Origin of the sequence: Nocardia sp. NPDC127526, from assembly GCF_042672265.1 — a bacterium.
Taxonomy (GTDB): Bacteria; Actinomycetota; Actinomycetes; order Mycobacteriales; family Mycobacteriaceae; genus Nocardia.
The window spans coordinates 21,967-43,090 of sequence record NZ_JBHXVO010000032.1 but is presented as its reverse complement, the minus strand read 5'-3'; the positions used below and the strand labels follow the sequence as shown (position 1 = coordinate 43,090).

General features: G+C 70.2%; 25 protein-coding genes. 17 read left to right on the top strand and 8 right to left on the bottom strand.

Annotated elements, in window-relative coordinates:
- Positions 1-13 precede the first annotated feature (13 nt).
- The 8 genes from ACFVIV_RS33260 to ACFVIV_RS33225 are packed head-to-tail and all read right to left on the bottom strand — an operon-like array spanning position 14 to position 6,212.
- Positions 14-1,153 carry an MAB_1171c family putative transporter gene (locus ACFVIV_RS33260; RefSeq protein ID WP_379203285.1) on the bottom strand — a complete coding sequence of 380 codons (1,140 nt, stop codon included), beginning with the start codon at positions 1,151-1,153 and terminating at the stop codon, positions 14-16.
- Positions 1,150-1,671: a hypothetical protein gene (locus ACFVIV_RS33255; protein WP_379203283.1), complete on the bottom strand. Its 522-nt coding sequence runs from the start codon at positions 1,669-1,671 to the stop codon at positions 1,150-1,152. Before ACFVIV_RS33255 ends, ACFVIV_RS33260 begins: the two co-directional genes overlap by 4 nt.
- Positions 1,672-1,728: 57 nt before the next feature.
- Complete coding sequence (locus ACFVIV_RS33250) at positions 1,729-2,163, bottom strand: hypothetical protein (RefSeq protein WP_379203281.1); 435 nt, start codon at positions 2,161-2,163, stop codon at positions 1,729-1,731.
- Between the two features lie 37 nt (positions 2,164-2,200).
- Positions 2,201-3,346 (bottom strand): FAD-dependent oxidoreductase, encoded by a 1,146-nt coding sequence (locus tag ACFVIV_RS33245; RefSeq protein ID WP_379203279.1) that lies wholly within the window; start codon positions 3,344-3,346, stop codon positions 2,201-2,203.
- 13 nt (positions 3,347-3,359) lie between these two features.
- Positions 3,360-4,466 (bottom strand): hypothetical protein, encoded by a 1,107-nt coding sequence (locus ACFVIV_RS33240; protein ID WP_379203277.1) that lies wholly within the window; start codon positions 4,464-4,466, stop codon positions 3,360-3,362.
- Between the two features lie 19 nt (positions 4,467-4,485).
- Positions 4,486-5,007 carry a hypothetical protein gene (locus ACFVIV_RS33235; RefSeq protein WP_379203275.1) on the bottom strand — a complete coding sequence of 174 codons (522 nt, stop codon included), beginning with the start codon at positions 5,005-5,007 and terminating at the stop codon, positions 4,486-4,488.
- Between the two features lie 58 nt (positions 5,008-5,065).
- A complete protein-coding gene (locus ACFVIV_RS33230) occupies positions 5,066-5,503 on the bottom strand; it encodes a hypothetical protein (RefSeq protein ID WP_379203273.1) in 438 nt (145 codons plus the stop codon).
- Positions 5,504-5,549: 46 nt separating this feature from the next.
- Complete coding sequence (locus ACFVIV_RS33225; RefSeq protein ID WP_379203272.1) at positions 5,550-6,212, bottom strand: hypothetical protein; 663 nt, start codon at positions 6,210-6,212, stop codon at positions 5,550-5,552.
- Between the two features lie 209 nt (positions 6,213-6,421).
- Here ACFVIV_RS33225 and ACFVIV_RS33220 point away from each other — a divergent pair, with 209 nt between their 5' ends.
- From ACFVIV_RS33220 to ACFVIV_RS33140, 17 genes are all read left to right on the top strand, one after another.
- Entirely contained in the window at positions 6,422-6,784 is a 363-nt protein-coding gene (locus ACFVIV_RS33220) for a multiprotein-bridging factor 1 family protein (protein WP_379203270.1), read from the top strand.
- 146 nt (positions 6,785-6,930) lie between these two features.
- Positions 6,931-8,046: a hypothetical protein gene (locus ACFVIV_RS33215; protein ID WP_379203268.1), complete on the top strand. Its 1,116-nt coding sequence runs from the start codon at positions 6,931-6,933 to the stop codon at positions 8,044-8,046.
- A 34-nt stretch (positions 8,047-8,080) separates the two neighbouring features.
- On the top strand, positions 8,081-8,884 hold the full coding sequence (locus tag ACFVIV_RS33210; RefSeq protein WP_379203266.1) for a hypothetical protein: 804 nt from the start codon (positions 8,081-8,083) through the stop codon (positions 8,882-8,884).
- On the top strand, positions 8,885-9,745 hold the full coding sequence (locus ACFVIV_RS33205) for a hypothetical protein (RefSeq protein WP_379203264.1): 861 nt from the start codon (positions 8,885-8,887) through the stop codon (positions 9,743-9,745).
- Complete coding sequence (locus tag ACFVIV_RS33200) at positions 9,742-11,322, top strand: cutinase family protein (protein WP_379203262.1); 1,581 nt, start codon at positions 9,742-9,744, stop codon at positions 11,320-11,322. Before ACFVIV_RS33205 ends, ACFVIV_RS33200 begins: the two co-directional genes overlap by 4 nt.
- A 43-nt stretch (positions 11,323-11,365) precedes the next feature.
- Positions 11,366-12,088 carry a hypothetical protein gene (locus ACFVIV_RS33195; RefSeq protein WP_379203260.1) on the top strand — a complete coding sequence of 241 codons (723 nt, stop codon included), beginning with the start codon at positions 11,366-11,368 and terminating at the stop codon, positions 12,086-12,088.
- Positions 12,085-12,303, top strand: coding sequence for a hypothetical protein (locus ACFVIV_RS33190; protein ID WP_379203258.1), 219 nt, complete (start codon positions 12,085-12,087; stop codon positions 12,301-12,303). Before ACFVIV_RS33195 ends, ACFVIV_RS33190 begins: the two co-directional genes overlap by 4 nt.
- Positions 12,300-12,584, top strand: coding sequence for a hypothetical protein (locus tag ACFVIV_RS33185; protein WP_379203256.1), 285 nt, complete (start codon positions 12,300-12,302; stop codon positions 12,582-12,584). The genes ACFVIV_RS33190 and ACFVIV_RS33185 overlap by 4 nt, the downstream gene beginning before the upstream one ends.
- A 9-nt stretch (positions 12,585-12,593) precedes the next feature.
- A complete protein-coding gene (locus tag ACFVIV_RS33180; protein WP_379203254.1) occupies positions 12,594-12,845 on the top strand; it encodes a hypothetical protein in 252 nt (83 codons plus the stop codon).
- A 43-nt stretch (positions 12,846-12,888) separates the two neighbouring features.
- Positions 12,889-13,536 (top strand): hypothetical protein, encoded by a 648-nt coding sequence (locus tag ACFVIV_RS33175; protein ID WP_379203252.1) that lies wholly within the window; start codon positions 12,889-12,891, stop codon positions 13,534-13,536.
- Positions 13,533-14,396 (top strand): hypothetical protein, encoded by an 864-nt coding sequence (locus tag ACFVIV_RS33170; protein ID WP_379203250.1) that lies wholly within the window; start codon positions 13,533-13,535, stop codon positions 14,394-14,396. Before ACFVIV_RS33175 ends, ACFVIV_RS33170 begins: the two co-directional genes overlap by 4 nt.
- Positions 14,390-15,931, top strand: coding sequence for a hypothetical protein (locus ACFVIV_RS33165; protein WP_379203248.1), 1,542 nt, complete (start codon positions 14,390-14,392; stop codon positions 15,929-15,931). Before ACFVIV_RS33170 ends, ACFVIV_RS33165 begins: the two co-directional genes overlap by 7 nt.
- Positions 15,928-16,233, top strand: coding sequence for a hypothetical protein (locus ACFVIV_RS33160; RefSeq protein WP_379203246.1), 306 nt, complete (start codon positions 15,928-15,930; stop codon positions 16,231-16,233). The genes ACFVIV_RS33165 and ACFVIV_RS33160 overlap by 4 nt, the downstream gene beginning before the upstream one ends.
- Positions 16,230-17,720, top strand: a complete 1,491-nt coding sequence (locus ACFVIV_RS33155; protein ID WP_379203244.1) for an SCO6880 family protein — start codon at positions 16,230-16,232, stop codon at positions 17,718-17,720. The genes ACFVIV_RS33160 and ACFVIV_RS33155 overlap by 4 nt, the downstream gene beginning before the upstream one ends.
- Complete coding sequence (locus tag ACFVIV_RS33150; RefSeq protein ID WP_379203242.1) at positions 17,717-19,567, top strand: hypothetical protein; 1,851 nt, start codon at positions 17,717-17,719, stop codon at positions 19,565-19,567. Before ACFVIV_RS33155 ends, ACFVIV_RS33150 begins: the two co-directional genes overlap by 4 nt.
- Positions 19,564-19,881 (top strand): transposase, encoded by a 318-nt coding sequence (locus ACFVIV_RS33145; protein ID WP_379203240.1) that lies wholly within the window; start codon positions 19,564-19,566, stop codon positions 19,879-19,881. Before ACFVIV_RS33150 ends, ACFVIV_RS33145 begins: the two co-directional genes overlap by 4 nt.
- The gene (locus ACFVIV_RS33140; RefSeq protein WP_379203238.1) at positions 19,878-21,122 is read left to right on the top strand and encodes a peptidoglycan DD-metalloendopeptidase family protein; all 1,245 of its coding nucleotides are present in this window, start codon (positions 19,878-19,880) and stop codon (positions 21,120-21,122) included. The genes ACFVIV_RS33145 and ACFVIV_RS33140 overlap by 4 nt, the downstream gene beginning before the upstream one ends.
- Positions 21,123-21,124: the final 2 nt, after the last annotated feature.

Sequence of the window (21,124 nt, the reverse complement as noted above, 5' to 3'; positions counted from 1 at the left end):
CCGGGCGGTTCAACTAATGGGCCTGTTTGGCGCGGGGCCAAGCCTTCGCCAGGGCCACGAGCTGACCCAGCTCGCCGGTGAGATCGCGGGTTCCGAGCTGCACGGTGGTGGCGGGCGCGGCTGCGGTGGGCGCGGCGCCGGAGTGCTTGGCGGCGATGGCGGCGGCGACGTGCCGGGCGTAGGTGTCCATATCGGTGCCGGGTGTGGCGGGGATATCGGGACCGTAGCGCCTGAGCTGGCGTAAGGCGTCGCGGATTTCGACGATCATGCGGTGTAGCCGCGTCGCGGGTTCGACCCGGCCGCGCGCGTCACGGGGCAGCTCGAGCACGATTTCCGGGACCGCTGCGGTGAGGTCGCGCCACAGCGGATACAGGGCGCGGCAGTAGCGGCCGATGCGATCCCATCCGGTCACCGTGAGCACGGTGCTGATCAGCGGCAGCGCCACCGCCGCGCTGGCACCGACATTCGCGAGGAAGAAGATCCAGCTTTTCGTCGACATGTCCGGGTCACGAGAGGGCTTGTCGGCCAGCACTTCCGCAGCGGTGATGATCGGTGTGGCGATGCAGTCCAGGCCGATGATCGCGCCGCCCCCGACGATCGCGACGTAGAGGGCGCGCTCGCGCAGCGTCGTATCGGGGGCGCGCAGTTCCTTGTAGGCGACGCGGATGAGCAGGACCGCGGTGGCGCCGATCGGCGCATAGAACGCCACCCATGCGATGACGGCGTTCCAGCCCATGTATTGGTCGATGAGTTGGTCGGCGCGCAGTGCGGGGAAACCGGCGAGCAGGATGACGACCGTGGCACCCGCCGCGACCAAGTTGTAGATCCGCTGGCGCTGCCACGTGGTGGCGGGATCGGCGCCGCCCCACAGCTTCACGATGCCGTAGACGCCCGCGATCGACCACACGATGGACCCGAAACTCAGCTGGCGCAAGAACTGAATGGTGTAGGCGTCATCGATGGGAAGCGCCGCGGCCACCAGCTTTTCGAACCACGCTTCCCGCAGCAGCAAGCCGGAATAGCCGGCCACCAGGGCGTGATTGATCAGCTTGTCCACGGGGGAGTCATTGAGCAGGCGGTAGCGTCCGAGGATGATCAGCGCGGAGACAATGAGCGCGGGCCAGGCGATCACACCTGGGACGGCGGAGGTCATCGGTGCCGGGCCCGGAAGAAGGTGCTGCGCAGCCGTGAGGGTGTGCGCTTGGGCAGGGTCGCGGCGACCATGACCATATCGGCGAAGGTTTCGGCCTCGATCTCACGGTCGGTGCCGTAGTCGCGGCGGCGCAGCACGCTGCGGATGGCATCCAGCGACAGCGACGGCATCAGCGTCGCGAGGGGAAGATCTTCGCCCTGATCTGCGGGCTTGTCGGGGTCGGCGGGGCTGGTGTCGTGGCCGAGCAGCATGTGCCCGACCTCGTGGGCGATGATGTGGTCGGCGTGCAGCTCGGTTTCGGCGCCGAACATGATCACGTCGTCCTCGGCGCGGGCGATCCACAGGCCGCTGCCGGTGCCGCAGCCGGTCCCGGACAGCGCGTCGGGATCGATGGGACACAACACGATTGGCCGCCCGCGGAACTCGGCGACTCGTGCGATGTATTCGCGGGTGTCCCACGGATACGGAATCGGCACGAGTTTGGCCAGCTCCTCGAATCGCCCGGCCACGTCGGTCACTACCGCGGCCCTCCCCTCTAACCCCTTTTTGATCTTTCTCTCTGCTTGGTGGGTAGTCTAATTCGCCTGGTCAGGCGGGGGAGGTGGGTTCTCGGCGAGCTGGGTCAGCTGCTGGGTGAGAACGTCGATGTCGATGTCGTCACCGCGCAGTGCCAGATGCCGGACACCGGCGTCGCGGGCGGCGGCCAGCAGGCGCAGCTCGCGGTGGATATCGGCAGCGGCGGCATCGTCGCCGGTGAGATAGACGGCGGGCACCTGGAAATGCTGGGCGAGCGCCGCCAACAGCTCCGCGTCGGCGGGGGAGCGGTCGTTCTCGGGTGCGCGCAGCGCAGCGATGTCGTCGGCGGAGACAATGCGCTGGGTCAACGCGCTGACCGCACGGGCCACGTCGCCGGCGGACTGCTCGGGCGCCGAGGCAATGTGGAAGGTGGCGAACAGCTGGGCGACCCTGTTGCTGCGCGGCAGTGGGGCCGTGGTGTTGTCGGTCTGCATCGGATTCAGCTCCTCTCCTCTCCTCTCACCGAGTGATTCAGATGAACCACATGCGGGTCACGGGGTCGTCGATTTCATCGAGGTCGAAATCGTCTGCGCGAGAATCGGATCCGGGGACTTCGGGGGTGGGCTCGCTGGGGGCGGAGGCCCTGGCGGCGGTGTAGCGGCGCATCTGCTGTTCGCGGTCGGCGGCGATCGCCACTCGGCGCGCGGCCATCGCCTCGGCGGGGGAGCCGCCGGTGGACAGCGCGGTGAACAGGGCCAGCGCATCCTCGAGGGCTTCACGGGCGCCACGAGCGGCGGCCGGGGAGATGGCGTGGTCGGCGTCCCCGGCGAGAATGACCGGGGCCGTGGGTGCGGCGGCACTGGTGAATTCGACGTTGCGGCAGTTGGAGACGTGCACGGTGTCGGTGGCGGCCAGGATGGCGTCGATCAGGTCGGCGGCGGAGCGGTCGGCGCTGCGGACCGCTTCGGCCCACGTGGCGACAGGGTGAACGCCGATGTCGCCCAGGGGGATCGGGGTACGGGTCAGGCGCGTGAACCAGTACACCGTGCCGTTCTCGCCCTCGGTCCACATGTGCCCGAAGGTGGTCAGCGGGATCGGTCCGGACCCCAGGCGGCCGTGGAAGTGCATCAGGTTCGGTTCGGTGGGCAGGGCCACCGGGCGGGTGGTGGTGCCGTAGAGCACGATCTGCCCGGCGTGCACGGCGTCGCGCTCGGGCTCCAGGCAGGCGCGGGCCAGGGAGTCGATGCCGTCGGCGGCGATGACCAGCCCCGGGCCGCACAGCTCTCCGGAGCGACCGGTCAGCGCCCCGGTCGCGGGGTCGATGCCGGTGACGAGCTGGTCGTAGCGGATATCGGTGCCAGCGGCGCGAGCGAAGTCGGTGAGCACCCGCATCAGGTCGGCACGCTGGTAGAGGCGGTGGCCCTGGCTGGGCACGATCCGGTCCTCGGGCAGGTAGTGGAACCGGAACCCGGGACATGCGTGGGATGCGGTGTGCAGGGCCTCGCTGGGGACGCCGAGACCGGCCAGGGCACGGTGCGCGGCGCCGTCCAAGGTCATGAATGCCCCGGTGGCGGAGGGCGCGGGCGAGCGCTCGAACACGGTGACCGGGTGCCGGTGGTGTGCGAGTGCACCGGCGAGACCGAGACCGGCGATGCCGCCGCCGAGGATGGTGACCACGCGGGGTTTCTCCTTACTGAGGGACGAGTCGGGTTCGGGCATAACTGTGGGCAAGTTCGACCAGGGGATCGGTGCCGGGATCTTCGCTGGTGAGGATGGCAACCGGAGTGGCCGGACGGGCGGGGCTGGTGGGGTCGTGGCGGGCGTGCAGCTGGGCGAGCGCGGCGGCCACCGTGTCGGGGTGCTGGCGCTCCTCGGCGGCGAGCACCTCACCCAGCAGCGGGCTCAGCGTCAGCAGCCGGTCCCGGCATTCGATGCGGGTGCGCAGCAGCATCGCGTGCGGGCGCATCAACAGCGGCGTGTGCCCGGTGCGGGGATAAGCGAGCGTCGGTGGTGACATGGCTTCCAGATCACGCAAAAGCCCTCGCAGCAGACGATTCTCACGTACGGCGCGCCCCCCGGCGGCCAGCTGCCGGGAGCGATGCGCGGCAGCGACCGCGCCGAACGACACGATCCACAACACGGCACCCGCCCAATACAGTCGCCGCTCGCCAACGGCGAGCAGCTGCGGGGGGTGTTGCCCGCCGTACTGGATGAACACATCGGCCAGGAACATGTAGCCCGCGACCGCCAGAAGCGCCAATCCGGCCGCTGCCAGCAGCAGCGCCGCCCGCAGCGCTCCGGTGGCCCGGCCCGCGGTGCGGAGAGCCAGGTAGCTGGACAGGGCTTGCGCCAGCGGGAAAAAGCTGAAAACGGCGACGTAATAACGGAGGACTTCGACGTGCTGGAAGTCGCCGCGGCGGATCGTGTGCGGGATCAGCGCCGCGGCCGTCACGATCAAAACCCCACTCACCGCCGCGAACCCGGTGATGCCCACCGCGATGCGCCACCCGCGGCGGGTGCCATCGGCATGGGCGTAGTACCCGACGGTGGCGCACCAGGCGACCAGCAGGATCAGGACCTGAATCGAGGCCAGCACATACGGACGGCCGTCGGGGTCGTCGGTTTCGGCGTGCACCATGGCCTCCACGACCAGGCTCGCAGCGGTGGCCAGAAAAGCCGTGGTGATCATGGCGGAGGGCAGCGACGGCCGGCGGCCGGTCTGGTAGATCCGCCACACCGCGATGAGTACGAGAATCGCTGTGCGCCACCACCATTGATGTAGCGATAGCCCATTCATGAGGGACTCCTCTCGCCGGTCATGCCCACGCGATCCGATCCTCGAGGCTGCGCATCAGGCGCGCGGCGTGCGCGTCGGCCTGGGTCGGCAGGCGGGCATCGAGATCGGCGCGTATCCAGGTGGTGAGGGTGCGGGCCACGAACTCCGCATCCCGTTCCTCGGGATTGGAATAGTCGCCGGTGCGGTGGGTGCCGTTCACGATGGCCTGCGCCGCGGATTCGGTGGTGCCGCACAAGATGTGCGCGAGCTCGTGCCCGGTGATGTGGGCCTGGTGCTCACGGCTGGTTTCGGACTGCACCAGGACGTGATAGCCGTCGTCGGTGCGGATGGTGGCCGCGAAGAACCCCGGAACCCGGAACGGGTATTCGGCAAGGTCGATCGAGACCCCCAGTCGCTGCGCCACCGCCGCGGCGAGGGTCTCGATGCTGTCGGTGGAATCCACACCGAGCGCGCGCAGCAGCCGCGCCAACCGATGCCGCAGCAGAAAATACCGGCAGGGCATCCGCGCGGGCGGGACGATCAGCAGCGGGGAGTCCTGCATGATCTGAGCCCTTTCTCGTCTCGCGCCCACTGAAGGGGAAGGCCCGCCCCAGGGGGTGTCAGGTGGTGAGGTCGCGCCCGGAGGGCTTGCGACGGCGTTGCGCGATCTTGGCGAAGATGTCGGCCAGCTCGCTCGGATCGACGCTGTCCCCACGCAGCGCCAGTCCGGACACTCCGGCGTCGCGGGCCGCCGCGATCAACCGCAGATTGGCGTCGATCGCCGCCACGCGTTCGCTGTCGGTGCCGACCAAGTAGGCGGCGGGGACCTCGAAATGCGCGGCGATCGCCGCGAGAATCTCGGGATCCACGACCGCCGAGCCGTCGAAATCGCCGGCGGTCATCCGCTCGATGTCGTTGGCCGACACCGGCTTTCCCAGGGCAGCCGAGACCGCGACCGCGACCGCGTCCTCGGGCTGGGTGGGGGTCTCCCGGAGGTGGAAGGCGTCGAACAGTCGATGCAACCGCGCCGACAACGCCAGCGTGCTCGTATCGCTCATCTCCTCGCCTCCTCGTCTCTCCGGAACTCTAGTCCCACCTGGCCCATCAAGGTCGTTTCACAACAGAAGCTGGCACGTTAGAGCGGTCCTCGGCACCGCGGGACCGATAGCGCTGTTCGAACCGCGCCACGGTCTCCTCGTCCAGGTCCTGGGCGCGCCCGATCAGCCAGCGCCGGTACAGCCGTTCCTCGCGCTGTGGGTCGTCGTCGGCCACCGGCGCGGAAAGTGCTTCCCCGAAAGCGATTTCGATCAGCGGCAGCCGCCGTCCGCGGTTGCGTTCCAACATGTCGGTCACGAACGGCCCCACCAACGCGCTGACGGCGGCATCGAGTCGGCTCATCGCCTCGGGCAACTCGGCGACCGAGGCGGCGTGCAGTGCGCGCTGGGCGTCGAGCAGGGGGAGCAACTGGTCCAGGTCCAGCGTGATCGCGGTGGTGCCGGGCGCGAATTCGGTGGGCTCATCGGACAGCGGGATCGGTTCGCGGCCTTCGCGGTACGCGGCCATCGCCGAGCCGGGCACCCACCTCATCGCCGTGTCGTACTTATCGAAGGTGGAGGGCCGCACGTTCTCGCGCAGCCGCTGGCCCTCGGCGTCGATCTGCGTCGGTGCTGCCGGCCCACCCAGCGCGTGGACCTGCTGCATGGACAGTCCCCGGCGTTGGCGGTGTTGCTGTACCACACGCGCGAAGAACTCGTCGTGTGCTCCCATGCCTCAACCGTACGTCAAAAAGTGTCAGAAATGCAGCGGCCTGACGCCGTTTTTTGCCCACGTCAAGGCGCATTGGTAAGAAATCTGAAGTTTTCTTATTGAAATTTGACCGCGAAGATCATAATCTTCATGTGAGACAGGTCACGGCGCAGGATCATCGACCACCGGTCGTGACCAGCAGGGAAAGGCGAACGGGAAGGGGTCCGGCCATGACTACTCCCTCGGTGAATCTGCTGGCCGCCGCGCGTATGGCCCGAGGCTGGACGCAAGCCGAACTGGCCGAGGCGATCGCCCGCTGCATCCAGCACACGTCTCACACCACAACCGGCATCGACGCCGACTACATCAGCCGCCTCGAGCGCGGCCTGATCAGCTGGCCCGCCAAACAGACCCGCATGGCCCTGGAAGAGTTGTTCGACTGCTCGGCCACCGAGCTGGGCCTGGTGAACCGCCGCCTCGGCGGGCCGCAACGGCGTCGCCGGCCCTGCGTCTCCGTCGGCCGCACCTGGCCTGTCGCGTCCGATCACCCCACCGCGATCACCGGACGCGCACGCGGGAGGTGGACGCCGTGACCGTGCAGATCCGAGGCGAGCTCGCCGAGTACGCCCGCGAAATCGCTGCCCGCCGTTCGTCGCTTCTCGAATGTTGGTATCTCACAGCACCTTCCACGCGTTCGGTGATTCTCGCCCATCTCCTGGCCCGAAAGGATGGCACTGCCATGGCCGCCACCCCCACACGCAAGACCGCCCTGACGCTGACCGCGCTTCCGTTGGCGATCGCGCTCGGCACCGGCGCCGCCCACGCCGCCCCGGCCGGGCAGCCCGGCATTGCCGCGCCCGATCCCGGCCACCCCGCCCTCACCGTCGAACCCGCCGCCCCGGCCCCGCCGGCCAATCCGGTGCAGTGGGTGCCCGACGCCGAACAGGTGATCCCGGCCCCGGCGCGGCCGCGCCCGCAGCATCAGCAGCCGCAGATCCAGACCGTCATCGCCCCCGAGGCCTCCCCCGAGGTGGAGACCGCCGCCGACCCCGAACCCGCTCCGCCCGCGCTGTGGGAGCAGGGCAAATTCCGTTTCGGCGAAGCCACGTTCGACGTGCCCGCGGGCACCGACCCGGTGACGGTGCGCAAGGCGCAGGGCTACGTCGACATGATCGAGTGGCAGGTGGCCGCCGCCTACGACGGAATGGGTTTCTCCCGGGAGGAATCCGACCGCCGCGCCGCCTCGGCCATCGCCGGAGCCGTCACCGGCGTAGCCGTCGGAGCCGCCGGTGCCGGAGTCCCCGCCACCGTGGTGGGCGGTATCGGTGGCGCGCTGATCGGCGGCACCATCGGCGGCATCGCGGGCGCGGCGATCGGCACCGTGATTCCCGTCCCGGTCCTGGGCACCGTCACCTCCGGTGTGGTCGGTACCGCGATCGGTGCGGTGGCCGGAGCCGCGATCGGCGCGGCCGTGCTCGGCATCCCCGCCACCGTCGTGGGTGGCGCGGCCGCCGGAACCGCCGGAGGCCTCATCGGCGACGCGGTCGGCTCCGGCCCGCACACCGCCGAAGTGCCCACCCTCGAACCGCTCATCGACACCGCCCCGCTCCCGGCCGCGCCGGTGGCCGCGCCCGCGCCGATGCCCGCCCCGGTCATCGAGGTGGCCGCGCCGGTGATCGGTGAACCGATCGTGACCCAGGTCAGCGCGGCCGTGGACCAGGTGGCCGCCACCAGTCCCGAAGCCGCGCAGGTCATTTCGTCGCTGTCGGACGCCGTGGACGCCATGCCGCCGATGCCACCCGGCCCGCTGTCCGACCTCATGGGCGCCGCCCAAGCCGCCCTCGGCGGGCACTGACACACCCCGGATCCCACGGCAGGAGGTGGAGCACATGGCCGACACCCTCGACTCGCAGCAGCAGCTGCCCGAGTGGCCGGCCCCGCCGGAGCCGGGGCCAGCGCCGCAGCCCGAGAGCGCCGCGCCCGCGGCCGCTCCCGGATGGCGCGGCTGGCTCGGCGCCCCACCTCCGGATACCGACCCGCTTCCGGAGTCCGCTCCGGGTACCGAGACCACCACCGAGGCACCGGAACTCGTGGGATTCGTCGATGACGACCCCATGGCACCGATCACTGCCACGATGCGCGAGCGCGCCCAGGCGGCACGGCGACACCGCCTGATGATGCGCACCGCATGGGCCGCATGCTCGGCAGCTGCATGCGGCGCGGTGGTGGTCGGGGGATGGCTGGCGCTCTCACACAGCGCCAGCACCGCGGGCGTGGCCCCGCCACCACCGTCAACGGTGACGGTGGCCGGGACCACGCCCGCACCTTCCTGGTGCGCCCCCACCACCTCGGCCGCCCAGATCATCGGCAACGGCGCGGGTGACACCACCAGCGCGGCCGGGGTGATCCTGCTCCAGCAACACGCCATGTACGTGCTGCGCGATCCGGAGCTGGTGCGCAGCGTCCTGGCCCCCGACGCGGTGGCCGCCTCCCCGGAGGCGACCCGCGCGGCCGTCGACGCCATCCCCGCCGGCACCCAGTACTGCGTCACCATCACCCCGGCCGGGCCGGACCGCTGGAATGTGCAGGTCGCGCAACGCAATCCGGCCGCCCAGTGGGCGCAGACCGTGCTCACCGCGCGCCAGCCCGACGGCCGTTACCTCATCACGTCCATCACGGCGGGAGGTTCGTAAATGCTGCGCATCGACCCCGACACCCTGACCGGCGCCGCGGAGGCGGCCGTGCTCACCGCGCCGGCCCCGCCCGGCGCGCCGACCGACCTGGTGCCCGTGCGCGGCACCGCGGTCAAATCCCTGGTGCGCACCGAACTGCCGGCCGTTCTGGTGCTCGGCACGTGCGGCGGCGCCGGCACCACCGTCACCACCCTGGGCCTGGCCGCCGCAGCCGCCAACCGCGCCGAGGCCGAGGCCGATCCGGTGTGCGTGGACGCCACCGCGTTCGGTGGGGATCTGGCCATCCGGGGCGCCGACGCGCACGCCCCGATCGCCACCCTGCAATCGTGGCTGAACACCCCGCACCCCGAACTCCCTTCCGCCGTGGCCGATTGCAGCGGCATGACCTCCACCGGCGTCTTCGTGCTGCCGCGCACCGCCGACCCGCTGCCGCGGCGCGAAACCTTTTCTTCGGTGCACACGCACCTCACCCAGGCCGGGGCGTTGCCGCTCTATGACGCCGGCGCCCCGGTCGCCAATCGTGGGATCGCGCCGCTGTTGGCCGATCCGCGTATCGCCCTGCTGCTGGTCACCACCGCCCGCCCCGACGCCATCAACAAACTGAAACCCGCGTTGAGCTGGCTCGATGACCACTTCGGCGAATTCCTGGTCTCGCGGGTGGTCATCGCGATCACCGAGCAGAACCCCGGCACCGGCCAGGCCGCACTCGCGCATGTGCGGGCCTGGATCGGTTCCTGGGTGCGCACCGTGACCTGCGTTCCGTTCGACTCGCACCTGGCCGCCGGGCAACTCGTCACCTGGGACAAGTTGGCCGGGGCGACCCGCACCACATTCCGCCTCTTGTTGGGAGACCTGCAATGAGCACATTCCGCCACCCGCTGCGCGCCGCCACCGTCGCGACCACCGCGGCCGCCACCGTCGCGGTGCTGCTGTCGGTGCCCGCCACCACCGCCACCGCGCAGTCCGCCGATTGCCCGGCACTGTTCACCCTCGGCGTGCAGGGCACCGGCCAGTCCTCACCGAACGCGTCCCCGACCGACGACACCGGTTTCCTCAGCACTGTTTTCACGCCGCTGCTGGCCAAGGCCGACGCCTCCGGCACCCACGTGCAACGCGAATATCTCGCCTACGACGCCTCATTCGGTGGATTCGTGGCGGGAGGCACGTCCGCGACGTATGCCCAGTCGGTGACCAAGGCCGTGGACAAGGCCAAGACCCGACTGAGTGAATTCGTGTCCCAGTGCAAGGACTCGGCGGTGGGCCTGGTCGGCTATTCCCAAGGTGCGCATGTGATTTCGCTGCTGGCTCAGGCCATCGGCGGCGGGAACGGCCCGGTCCCGGTCGACAAGATCGCCGGAGTGGCGCTGTTCGGTGACCCCACCCGCACCGCCGGCGCGACCACCTTCCCCGGCGCGGGGAACGCCAACCGCCCCGAGGCGATGCCCGGCACCTCCGGGGACGCTGTGGCCGCCATCGCCGCAGTGAATCCGATCCCGCCCGCCGGTGCGGGCATCGGTGGATCCACCGAGCAGCCCGCGGATTTCGGCAAGCTGGTCGGGCGCGTCGTGTCGTTCTGCACCGGCGGGGATCTGTCGTGCGACGCCCCCGACAACGCGCCGTTGCTGCGGGCGGTCGCGCAGGTGGCCGCCAGTGTTCAGAATCCCGGCGACCCCATCCAGGCGCTGGCCAATATCGCCACGTCCCTGGCGCAGACCAGCATCAAGACCTTCACCTCGGTGGTGAACAACGATGTCTCCGGCAGCACGTTGTCGGGGCTGAGCTATTCGCCGAAGAAGTCCATCAGCCAGCGCCTGGCCGAGGCCTCGGACCCGAACACCCCGGTGGATGTGTCCGGCGCGCTCAAAGCGGTGCTGAAGATCGGCACCATCGCCCTCAATGCCGTCGGGACCGTGGCCAAGTCGATGCTGACCGCCTCCAATATCGCCGAGATCGGCACCGCCGGACTGGCCAATCCCATTGCGGGCCTGGCCGTCTTCGGCGCCAAGCTGGCCACCGCACTGAGCGAACTGGTGCCCATCTCCACCGGAATCCGGTGGATCACAGAGACATTCCAGGCGTTCATCACCAACATCTCCGACAACCAAGATCTGCTGTCGGCGACGACCTGGGTGAAGTACTCCGACGTGATCACCCGGCACGGGTCCTATCAGTCCGACCCGATCACCCCCACCGGCGAGACCGCCACCACCTGGGTGGCGGACTGGTTCGCCGCGGCCGCCGCCGACATCGCCGGAGTCCAGCCCGCCCCCAGCAGCGCGCCGGTGAGCTCCACCGGCGCGGCCGTGAATCCGGCGCCCGCCACCACGGCCCCCGCGACTTCGGCGCCGGTGACCTCGGTGCCGTCGACCAGTTCGGCGCCGACCAGTTCGGCGCCGACCAGCGCGGTCCCGGTCACCACGACCCCGCAGCCCTACTGAACGCCCCGATCCGGACCCCCGACCTCGAGGAGGTGACAGCCCAATGTTGGTAACGCCTAAGAACACCGAGATCTCGGCGGTGGATCAGGATCTGGCATCGGTTGTCGGCCCCACTGCCCACCGCCTGCGCCCCCGCCGGCGCCGCCGCTCGCTCGAGGCCGCGCGCAAACAGGCGCTGAACTTCACCGCGGTGCCGCCGGACCCGGAGCGCCGCGCCCCGCTGTGGCATCGCCGGGTCACCCACACCAAGGCGGTGGATCCGCTGGTGTGGCTGCTGGGCGCCCACGGCGGCGCCGGCGTCAGCACCCTGGCCCAGGTCCTGGCCCCGGCCGGTGACTGCGCGCGCTCATGGCCGGCGGTGCTCGAAGACGAATCGCCGTTCGTGGTCGTGGTGGCCAAAGAGACCATCGAAGGCCTGACCCGCGCCCACGATCTGCTGCGGCAATGGCATTGCGGCATGGCCGGCAAGCGCGCGCATCTGCTCGGCCTGATCACCGTGGCCCACTCCCCGGGCAAGATCCCGCCCGTCGTGGACCGCTACCTCCAGGTCATCGAGGTGGCCGCCCCCGCCGTGTGGCGGGTGGGCTGGCGCAGCGACTGGCCCACCACCCGCATCGCCGATCTGCCCGTCTGGACCCCCGACGACGAACCCCCGGCCAAAGGACCGGACCCGCACGCGGCCGTGCGCGAGCTCGGGGACGCCCTGATCAGCGCCGCCCGCACCGCTGTCTACGGCGCGGCCGCCGACCCCGAGGACACACCGTGAACCCCGCCACAGCGCTGGCCATCGAATGCATCTGCGCGCCGCCGCCCACTGCGATCGACCTGCGCGAGTTCCTGACCTATGTCGGTGGCGGATTCCTCGTACTGGTCGGTGCCGCACCTGTTTTCGGCCTGATCTATGCGCTTCACCGCAGTAGGACCGGGCGGATCGGTTCCGCCGCAGCACCTTCCGTTCATCCAGAAAGGCCAGAGCAATGATCGCTTACACCCTCTACGACACGGCCACCTCGTGGCTGGCGGTCGACACCCTCACCCCCGAGAACCCCCCGGTCGCTGACCGGTTGTACCGCATCGGCCGCTACGCCATGTGGGCCTTCCTGCTCAGCGCGGCACTGTGCATCGCCTACGCCGGCGGCAAATTCGGGTGGGAGAAATGGAACGGCAGCGGCATGGAATCGCCCAAACACATCGTCGGCGCCATGGCCGGCGCGGTGTTCTGCGTGTCCGCCAGCCAGATCATCAACGCCGTCACCCAATAGGCGGCCGCCATGATCATGCTCGCGCAGAAATCGTTGCCCGATGAGGTGAAAGAGCCCATCGAGCAGCTGCTGCGATGGTTCCTCGGGGGCGCGCTGATCGTGTGCCTGATCTGGCTGCTCGTCGCCTCGGCCCGGTTCTTCATGTACTGGCGCGGCGGGGAAGACCGGCTCACCGATGCCACCGCCTCGGTGGTTCTCAATGTCCTGGGCGCGGCCGTGGCCTCGGGCTGCGCGGGCATCGCCACCGCGATTCTCGGCTGAACCCAGCCCGCCCCATTGCACGCACTCACGAAAGGGGTCCGCGGTGATCCGACATTTCACCCGCGGCGGCCGCATCCTCGCGGTAGCAGCCGCGCTGCTGATCGCCGCCGGATGCAGTTGCAGCCGCGACGACACGACCAGCACCGGCACCACCACCACGCCCGCGCCGGATCCGTCCCGGCCGCCGGCGGCGGTGCGGTGGGAGTCCTGGCAGGGGGTCGTGCTGCCGATCTCGGCCACCGACGGCCCGGCCGAGACCAGCACCGACGCCGCCAGCGGCTACAGCCACACCCCACAGGGCGCGGGGTTGGCCGCCATCCAGCACACCGTGCGGATCTCGATCGCCCCGGACGGCCGCTGGCCGCTGGTCGCCTACACCGTGCTGGTGTCCAACGCCGGCAAGGACGAATTCGTGCTGTCACGGTCCCAGTACTCGATCACCGGCCCCGCCGACCCCCAATACGTACCCACGATCCTCGGCTACAAGATCACCAGCTACGGCGACGACCGCAGCGAGATCACCGTCTACAGCCGCTATCCCGACGATTCGCTCTCGGCCAATTCCGCCGTCGTGGTGTGGCAGTACGGCGATTGGCGCCTGGAATTGCCCGATCCGGCCGCCAAGATCGCTGTAGTGACCGCGATCCCGGAGCTGCCGGGCGACATCGTTCGATTGGAGCCGCCACGATGAGCGAGAATCCCACCCCCGCAACCGAACCCGACACCGAGCCCGGCCGCCGAGGACAGGTGTCCCTGATCCTGGCCCTGGTGGTCGTGGCCCTGGTGCTCATCGCCGGCGCCGTGGTGGTGTTCGGCCGAGATACCGGCGACGAACCCACCGGCGGCGCGCAGACTTCTCAGACCACCGCCGGTGTGGCGCCCTCGGCGAACCCGGAGGCCTCCGGATTCGCCACCCCCGGCGTGGACGACTTCGGGCGCCGCGTGGACATCCCGAACAACCCTGCGGGGCAAGTACTTCCGCAGACCGGCACCCCGCACACCCCGGCGGACGGGGACTGGCTGACCGCCGCCCCGGACGGCACCCAGGGTAAAGGCGGCTGGCAGCGCGTCTACGGCGCCGTGGTGCCGTTCTCCACCTCCGACGGCCCGACCCGGATCGTGGACGGACTGGCCACCGGCTGGTCGCACACCCCGCAGGGCTGCGCACTCGCCGCGGTGTACGTGCTGTATCAGGAGCTCGCGCGCCCGGACAACCGCCTGCTGCGCGAGCGGCTCATGGCCTTGACCCCGGCGCAGATGGCCACCTACGACAAGGCCCTGGCCGCCGGGAAGCTGCCCGCCGTCGCCCCGGAGAACGTCACCCGCTGGATGATCGCCTTCGACGCCTTCAAGATCTCGAGCTACGCCGATGACCTGTGCACGGTGCGCCTGGCCACCCGCGCCCGCGCCGACAAGGTCGGCGCCGCCCAATGGCTGTCCAGCGAGGTGGCGATGGTGTGGGACGGCACCTGGCGCCGCCGCCCGCCGCCGGGGGAAGGGGAGCTGCCGCAGGAGAAAGTGCCGTCGCTGACGGGGTGGACACCATGGTGAGCAGACCCGCCGGCACCCGCACCCGCCGCGCCCTGGCGCTGCTGGTGATGCTGCTGACGCTGGTCCTGGTCGCCGCCCCCTCGGCCGTGGCACAAACCGACGACAGCGGCGGCAATTACGGCTTCGCCGACACCTGCGACGAACTCCAGCAGAGCCTGGACGGCATCAACCTGCCATTCGCGCCGAGCCTGGGCGACATCCTGGGCACCGGCTGCGATCTGGCCAACGTCGGCACCCACCCCGGCGACGCGGTGGCCGCCGCGAAAGACCAGATGTGGGACTCCACATTCGGCAAGGCCGTGGACTCGATCCTGTCGGGCCTGGGCCAAGTGCTGGTGATGTCGATGACGTTCTGGATGAAGATCCCGAACGAGAAGATCGCCGATTCGCCGGGCCTGTTCGCCAAGATCCGGGACTACACCTTCTACATCCAGATCTATCTGCTGATGGCCAGCATCATCTACTGCGCCACCAAACTGGCGATGGCCCGCCGCTCGGCGGCCGCCGAACATGCTGAAGAGTCGTTCTGGGTGCTGGTCCGCACCGTGGTGGCCGCCGGGGGATTCTCGGCGGTGATCGTGGCCGCCACCAAGGCCTCCGACGGGTTCTCCTCCTGGGTGATCTCGGAAGTCACCGACGGGGAGAAACAGAACATCGGCGAACTGATGGTGAAAACCTCAGCGCTGCAAGCATTTGCGCCGGGCCTGATCCTGGTCATTGCCATCCTCGGCATCTTGGGCGCTTTCGCCCAGATCGTTTTCGCGATCATCCGGCAGGGGTTTCTGATCATCGTGGTCGGCATCATGCCGATGGCGGCCGCCGGATCCGGTTTCGAGATGGGCAATGCCTTCTACCGCAGATTGTTGGCCTGGACCATCGCGTTCGTGCTCTGGAAGCCGGTCGCGGCGATCGTGTACCTGATCGCGTTCACCGTCGCCGGAGACGCCGGCACCTCGATGGACGCCGGAACGGTGCCCGACTCCGACACCGCCCAGCGTGCCCTGGTCGGGCTGGTGCTGCTGTGCAGCGTCGCCATGGTGCTGCCCGCGGTGATGCGGCTGGCCTCCCCGGTCGCGTTGGCCGCCTCCAAGTCCGGCGGCGGCCTGGGCAGCGCCATGGTGGCCGGGGCGATGATGGCGCGCGGGCGCCGGCCCTCCGGCGCGGCGGACTCCCGCGGCGGCGGCCGGGTGCGCACCCCGGCAGCACCAGGCGGTTCCGGCGGCGGCACCCCGCCCACCGGGGCCGGCTCGGCCCCGCGGCCCGGCCCGACCGGGCCACGTGGACCCGCCGGTGCTCCGGGCCGCCCCGGTGCTCCCGGCCGGGCGGGCGCGTCCGCAGGCAGCGCCGCGCGTGGTGGGCGGTCGGTCGGTCCGGCCGGTGCCGCGCTCGGCGCGGGCATGGTGGCCGCCCACACCATCGGCAAGGGGGTGCGTGCCGCCCACGCCCAGGTCGACGCGGCCGCCTCCCCGCAGGGCAACGCCCGCACCCCGGCCCCGCGCCCCACCGGCGCCCGCCGTGCGGTGGTGCCGCGATGAAGCCGCCCGTGGTCGCCAGGTCGGTGCTGGCGCTGGGGCAGTTCGGCACCGGCGCCCTGGTACACGAAGTGGTCAGTGCGCGCCTGATCGGCCACCCCGGATTCGATCACGTGCGGTGGTGGCTGCTTGCGCAGCTGCTGGTGCTCTCGGCGGCCGCCGGTGCCGCCATCGCCAGCACGGCAATCTCCAGCCCCGTTGCCGCGCAAGCGGTCTGGCGGTCCTCGCTGGTGCTGGGCGCGGCCGGTCTGGCAGGGATCGCGATGGCGCTCACCATCGCCGCACAGGCAGGAGGCTCGCGATGACCGCACCGACGCCGGCCGAGGACCGCACCTATGGCATGTGGGTCCGCCCGCGCCGAGAAGGCATGTTCGGCATGACCTGGTGGTCCACCGTCGCCGTGTTCACGGCCGTGGTGCTGACCCTGCTGGTGATCGTGGTCGCCGGCACCAAGGCCGGGCTGGTGGTGGCCGGGGTGGCGGCGCTGATGTTGATTCCGGCGGTCTGGCAGACCGGCGGCCAGTCGGGATACGAGAGGGGACTGATCGTGGCGCAATGGTGGCGCGCTGTCTGGAAGCGCGAAAACGTCTACAGGGCAGGGGTGTACAGCTTCCTGGGATCGTGCCGGTTGCCCGGCCTCATGGCCGCCGCACGGTTGCAGGAGTTCATCTCCGCCGATGGCCAGCCCTTCGGCATGGTCCACTTCCGCGACTTCGACCTCTACACCGTGGTGTTGCGGGCCTGGCCCCAGGGCGCCCGCGCCGTCGACCAGGACATGATCAACCTGTGGGTCGCCTCGTGGGGGCAGCTGCTCGCGAGCCTGGGCGGCCAGCCCGACATCGAGGCGCTGTGGGCGGTCAACGACTCGGTGCCCGAAACCGGCAACAGCCTGGCGGCCGAGGCCGCCTACCTGACGCATCCGGATGCGCCGGAGATGGCGCGCGCGGTGATGGACGAACTGGTGGACGAACTCCCGAGCGACACGGTGCGCCAGGAATCTTGGTTCTCGGTCACCTTCCGGGCCGCCACCCCCGAGCGCCGCAAGAATCCGCAGGAGCAGGCGGTGGAGATCGGCCGCCGGCTGCCGGGCATCATCACCGCGCTGGGAGAGGCCGGGGTCAAGGCCCGCCCGATGGACGCGAGCGAAGTGATCGCGCTGGTCCGCCGGGCCTGGGATCCTGCCTCGGAATCGGATCTGGAGGCCGCCGCCGAACGCGGTGAACCGCACGGTATTTCGTGGGCCGACGCGGGCCCGGTGTCGTATGAGGAACACCGGGGCGACTTGTGGCACGACGGGGTCACCAGCGTGACGTGGGAGATGGAGCTCGCCCCGGAAGGCAACGTGCGCGAGCGCGTGCTGCAACGGTTGCTGGAACCGTCGCTGGAGGTGCCACGCAAGCGGGTGGCCTTGGTGTACCGGCCGCACTCGGCAGGGGATGCCACCCAGATCGTGAACGATGACTTCCGCGACGCCCTGACCGCGCAGAACGCCAGCCGTTCCAACCTCGGCAGCGCCCACACCGCCGTGCGCATCGAAGCCGCCGAGGAGGCGCGCGACGAGCAGGCCCGCGGCCACGGCGTGACCCGCTTCGCCGCGCTGATCACCGTGACCGAGCCCGACAACGGCCGCGATGTGCCCAGCCTGGAAGCGATCACCAAGGACCTGGGCCTGCAAAGCCGGCTGAAGATCCGCCGCTGCTACCGCTACCAGGCCGCCGCGTTCGCCTCCGGACTCGGCCTGGGGGTGCTGCTGCCGGAGATGGCGACCATCCCGCGGGCGGTGTCGGCATGACCACCACGACCACCCGCCGCCAACGGCCACTGAGCAGCGGCGGCAAACCCCAACCCAAACCCCGGCCCAAGAAGGCCAAGCGGGACAAGTTCGGCACCGCACTGCTCAGCGAGCACGAGCGCGAACAACTCGAAGCCCGCGCCGCCCACGGCCACCCCTTGGCCGCCGCGCTGGCGCGATTCAAACTCCAAACCGACGACAACCGCCGTCGCGCCCTGCACCGCCGCACCACCGGCGCAATGGCCGCCCCCAAACCCGCAGGCACCCACCGCAAGACGCACGTGCCCACGCTGACCACCGCCGGATACACCGGCCCCGGCGGCGGCCGCGGCGTCGCGGCCCGCCCCGTCGAATACCGGGGCACCACCGCCCAGGTCGCCGGACTGTGGCCCTGGGCCGTGGGCGCCGGCGCCCCCGTGCTGGGCACCCCACTGGGCTGGCATCTCGACACCGGCGAACCGGTGTGTTTCGACCCCATGAACTGGTTCCAGCGCGGCAACTACATCACCGCCCCGAGCCTGTTCGTGCTGGGCCTCAACGGCTTCGGCAAATCCACGTTCGTGCGGCGCCTGGTCCTCGGCGGCATCGCCCAGGGCATCAAACCGCTGGTACTCGCGGACGTGAAACCCGACTACCGCAGCGTGATCGCCGGGTGCGGCGGACAGGTCATCGACCTGGGATACGGGCACGGCAAGCTCAACCCCTTGGATCCGGGAACCATGGGCCGCGCCCTGGCCCAGCTCGAGGACGCCGGCGCTACCACGCACGCCGAGATCCTGCGCACCGAGATCCGTGCCCGCCAAACAAATCTCATCGGCGGACTCATCGAACTGGTGCGCGGTGAACGCATCAAGGACTTCGAAGACACCTTGATCTCCACCGCCCTGCGCATCCTCTACCGGCCGTACACCGAGGGCGGTCGCGGATTCACCCTCGGCGCGCCGCCGATCTTCGATGACCTGGCCGAGGTCATCGCCGCCGGCGGAGAGGAACTGCGCCTGGACGCCGCCGCCCGCGACGACACCGACTATCAGGCCGCGATCGTGCACCTGCTGCGCAGCCTGCGCGCCCTGACCCAAGGCAACTTCGGCAGCGTGTTCAACGGACAGACCACCGTGCAGTTCGACCTGGACCGCATCGGGGTGTGCGTGGACGTGTCCCACATCGCCACCAGCGACAAGAAACTCAAAGCCGCGGTGATGCTGGCCAGCTGGTCCCAAGGCTTCGGCGCCATCGACGCGGCGAACCTGCTGGCCGACGTGGGCCTGGCCAAACAGCAGTATTTCCAGGTAGTCATGGACGAGCTATGGCAGGTTCTGGCCCTGGGGGACTTCATGATCGACCGCGTCGACGAGCTGACCCGCCTCCAGCGCGCCATCGCCACGGCGCTGATCATGATCAGCCACACCATCAAGGACCTGCAATCCCTCGGCTCGGAGGCCGCCATCTCCAAGGCCCTGGGCTTCCTCGAGCGTGCCCGCGCCAAGGTCTTCGGCGCGCTGCCCGCCGAGGAGCTGCGCCGCCTGGACAGCGTGTGCCCGTTCACCGCCGCCGAACAGGCAATGGTCACCGGCTGGTCCGCTCCGCAATCGCTCACCGGCGAACCCGTACGCCGCCGCATCCTCGATGCCGACGCCGAAACCGATGCGGCCCAGGACGATCCGCGCGACAGGGCGGTGGCGCCGGGCACCGGCAAATTCCTGCTGAAGATCGGCGAAGACCGCCAACCCGGCATCCCCTTCTACCTGAAGCAAACCCCCACCGAGGAACGCTCGGGCATCAACGCCACCTCGGCCCGGTTCGCCGAATTCGGTGTCCGGACCACCGCAGACAGGAGGACATCGTGACATCCGAGCGCCGCTACCGCGTGGTCAATGCCGAGGTGCGCAAGGACGCGGTGGACCGAGTCCTTGCCTTGTGCAGCGGCGGCATGTCGCGGTCGAAGGCGGCGCGCGCGGTCGCCGATGACATCGGCGTGCACGCCAATTCGGTGATGAACTGGGTTACCGCGGCTGCCGGGCCGGCCACCGTGACCAATGCCGCGGACCTACACCGCAAGATCGCCGAGCTACAGCAGCAGCTCACCGATTCCCGCACCTACAACCGGACACTGGTCGAACGGCTGCACGACGCCGAACCCGGCCTGGAGGCCGGCGGGTGAACACCAGCGCCCGCACCGGCGCGGTGGCCGCGGTGGCCGCCCTGGTCCTGGCGCTGCCGCTGCTACTGCTCACCATGATGACCGGCGACGACGAAACCAGCTGCCCGCCAACCACATCGACCACCAGCGGCGGCACCGGGGCGTTGCCGCCAGGGTCGAAGGCCTGGCCGATGCGCGAGGGAACCTATACGTTCTCCGACTACTTCGGCACCCGCGGCGGCGCGCACCAAGGTGTGGACATGGCCGCCGCGGACGGCACCCCCATCTACGCCGCCGCTGACGGCCTGGTCACCGAGGCCGGCCCCGCGTCGGGCTTCGGCAGGTGGATCGTCCTCAGCCACAACCTGTCCGGGCACGCCTACACCACGGTGTACGGGCACATGTGGGACGACGGCCTGGTCTACGCCGACGGCACCCCGGTGCAGGTCGGTGACCAGGTCAGCGCCGGCCAGCAGATCGCGCTGGTCGGCAGCAACGGCGGATCCACCGGCCCGCACCTGCATTTCGAGGTGTGGGACGGCGCCTGGGGCACCAGCGTCATCGACCCGCTGCCCTGGCTGGCCGATGCCGTCCAGCCCGGATCCGGCCGTTCGCCCGCCACCACCCCGGCCCCCACGGTGACCACCACACCGGACACCGGGCTGGCCGCCGACGCGGCCACCACCACCTCCGCCCCGCCCGCGACCAGCACCCCCGCCACCACCACGGGCTGCGGCACCACACAGCCGGGGACCTTCGGCGGAGGCGACAACCTGGCCGCGGGGAGCGTGCCGGCCGAGCTCGAGCCGTGGTACCGCAGGGCCGGGCAGCTGTGCCCGCAGATCTCGGCGTCCCTGCTCGCAGCCCAGGGCATGCAGGAATCCGGATTCAACGCCAGCGCCGTGTCTTCCGCCGGTGCCGAGGGCGTGGCCCAGTTCATGCCCGGCACCTGGCCCAGCTACGGCGAAGACTCCGACGGCAATGGGCGGATCAGCCCCTACGACGTGGGCGACGCGATCATGGCCCAAGGCAAGTACATGTGTTCCGCGGCGGCCGCCGTCGACGGGTGGATCGCCGACGGCACCGTGGCCGACGTGCCCGACCGGCGCGAACTGTATCTGGCGGCCTACAACGCGGGCACCGGTGCGGTGCAGCGTTCCGGAGGCTTCCCCACCGGACACTCGGACTATCAAACCCAGACCCGCCCGTACGTGGACAAGATCCTGGCCTACGAACGCGACTTCGCGCGCGTGATGAGCTGAAA

Bases quoted from the DNA above. Each gene is read 5' to 3' on its own strand.
- ACFVIV_RS33260 (WP_379203285.1), bottom strand. From the start codon at position 1,153: ATGACCTCCGCCGTCCCAGGTGTGATCGCCTGGCCCGCGCTCATTGTC.
- ACFVIV_RS33250 (WP_379203281.1), bottom strand. From the start codon at position 2,163: ATGCAGACCGACAACACCACGGCCCCACTGCCGCGCAGCAACAGGGTC.
- ACFVIV_RS33240 (WP_379203277.1), bottom strand. From the start codon at position 4,466: ATGAATGGGCTATCGCTACATCAATGGTGGTGGCGCACAGCGATTCTC.
- ACFVIV_RS33235 (WP_379203275.1), bottom strand. From the start codon at position 5,007: ATGCAGGACTCCCCGCTGCTGATCGTCCCGCCCGCGCGGATGCCCTGC.
- ACFVIV_RS33230 (WP_379203273.1), bottom strand. From the start codon at position 5,503: ATGAGCGATACGAGCACGCTGGCGTTGTCGGCGCGGTTGCATCGACTG.
- ACFVIV_RS33225 (WP_379203272.1), bottom strand. From the start codon at position 6,212: ATGGGAGCACACGACGAGTTCTTCGCGCGTGTGGTACAGCAACACCGC.
- ACFVIV_RS33220 (WP_379203270.1), top strand. From the start codon at position 6,422: ATGACTACTCCCTCGGTGAATCTGCTGGCCGCCGCGCGTATGGCCCGA.
- ACFVIV_RS33215 (WP_379203268.1), top strand. From the start codon at position 6,931: ATGGCCGCCACCCCCACACGCAAGACCGCCCTGACGCTGACCGCGCTT.
- ACFVIV_RS33210 (WP_379203266.1), top strand. From the start codon at position 8,081: ATGGCCGACACCCTCGACTCGCAGCAGCAGCTGCCCGAGTGGCCGGCC.
- ACFVIV_RS33205 (WP_379203264.1), top strand. From the start codon at position 8,885: ATGCTGCGCATCGACCCCGACACCCTGACCGGCGCCGCGGAGGCGGCC.
- ACFVIV_RS33200 (WP_379203262.1), top strand. From the start codon at position 9,742: ATGAGCACATTCCGCCACCCGCTGCGCGCCGCCACCGTCGCGACCACC.
- ACFVIV_RS33195 (WP_379203260.1), top strand. From the start codon at position 11,366: ATGTTGGTAACGCCTAAGAACACCGAGATCTCGGCGGTGGATCAGGAT.
- ACFVIV_RS33185 (WP_379203256.1), top strand. From the start codon at position 12,300: ATGATCGCTTACACCCTCTACGACACGGCCACCTCGTGGCTGGCGGTC.
- ACFVIV_RS33180 (WP_379203254.1), top strand. From the start codon at position 12,594: ATGATCATGCTCGCGCAGAAATCGTTGCCCGATGAGGTGAAAGAGCCC.
- ACFVIV_RS33170 (WP_379203250.1), top strand. From the start codon at position 13,533: ATGAGCGAGAATCCCACCCCCGCAACCGAACCCGACACCGAGCCCGGC.
- ACFVIV_RS33165 (WP_379203248.1), top strand. From the start codon at position 14,390: ATGGTGAGCAGACCCGCCGGCACCCGCACCCGCCGCGCCCTGGCGCTG.
- ACFVIV_RS33160 (WP_379203246.1), top strand. From the start codon at position 15,928: ATGAAGCCGCCCGTGGTCGCCAGGTCGGTGCTGGCGCTGGGGCAGTTC.
- ACFVIV_RS33155 (WP_379203244.1), top strand. From the start codon at position 16,230: ATGACCGCACCGACGCCGGCCGAGGACCGCACCTATGGCATGTGGGTC.
- ACFVIV_RS33150 (WP_379203242.1), top strand. From the start codon at position 17,717: ATGACCACCACGACCACCCGCCGCCAACGGCCACTGAGCAGCGGCGGC.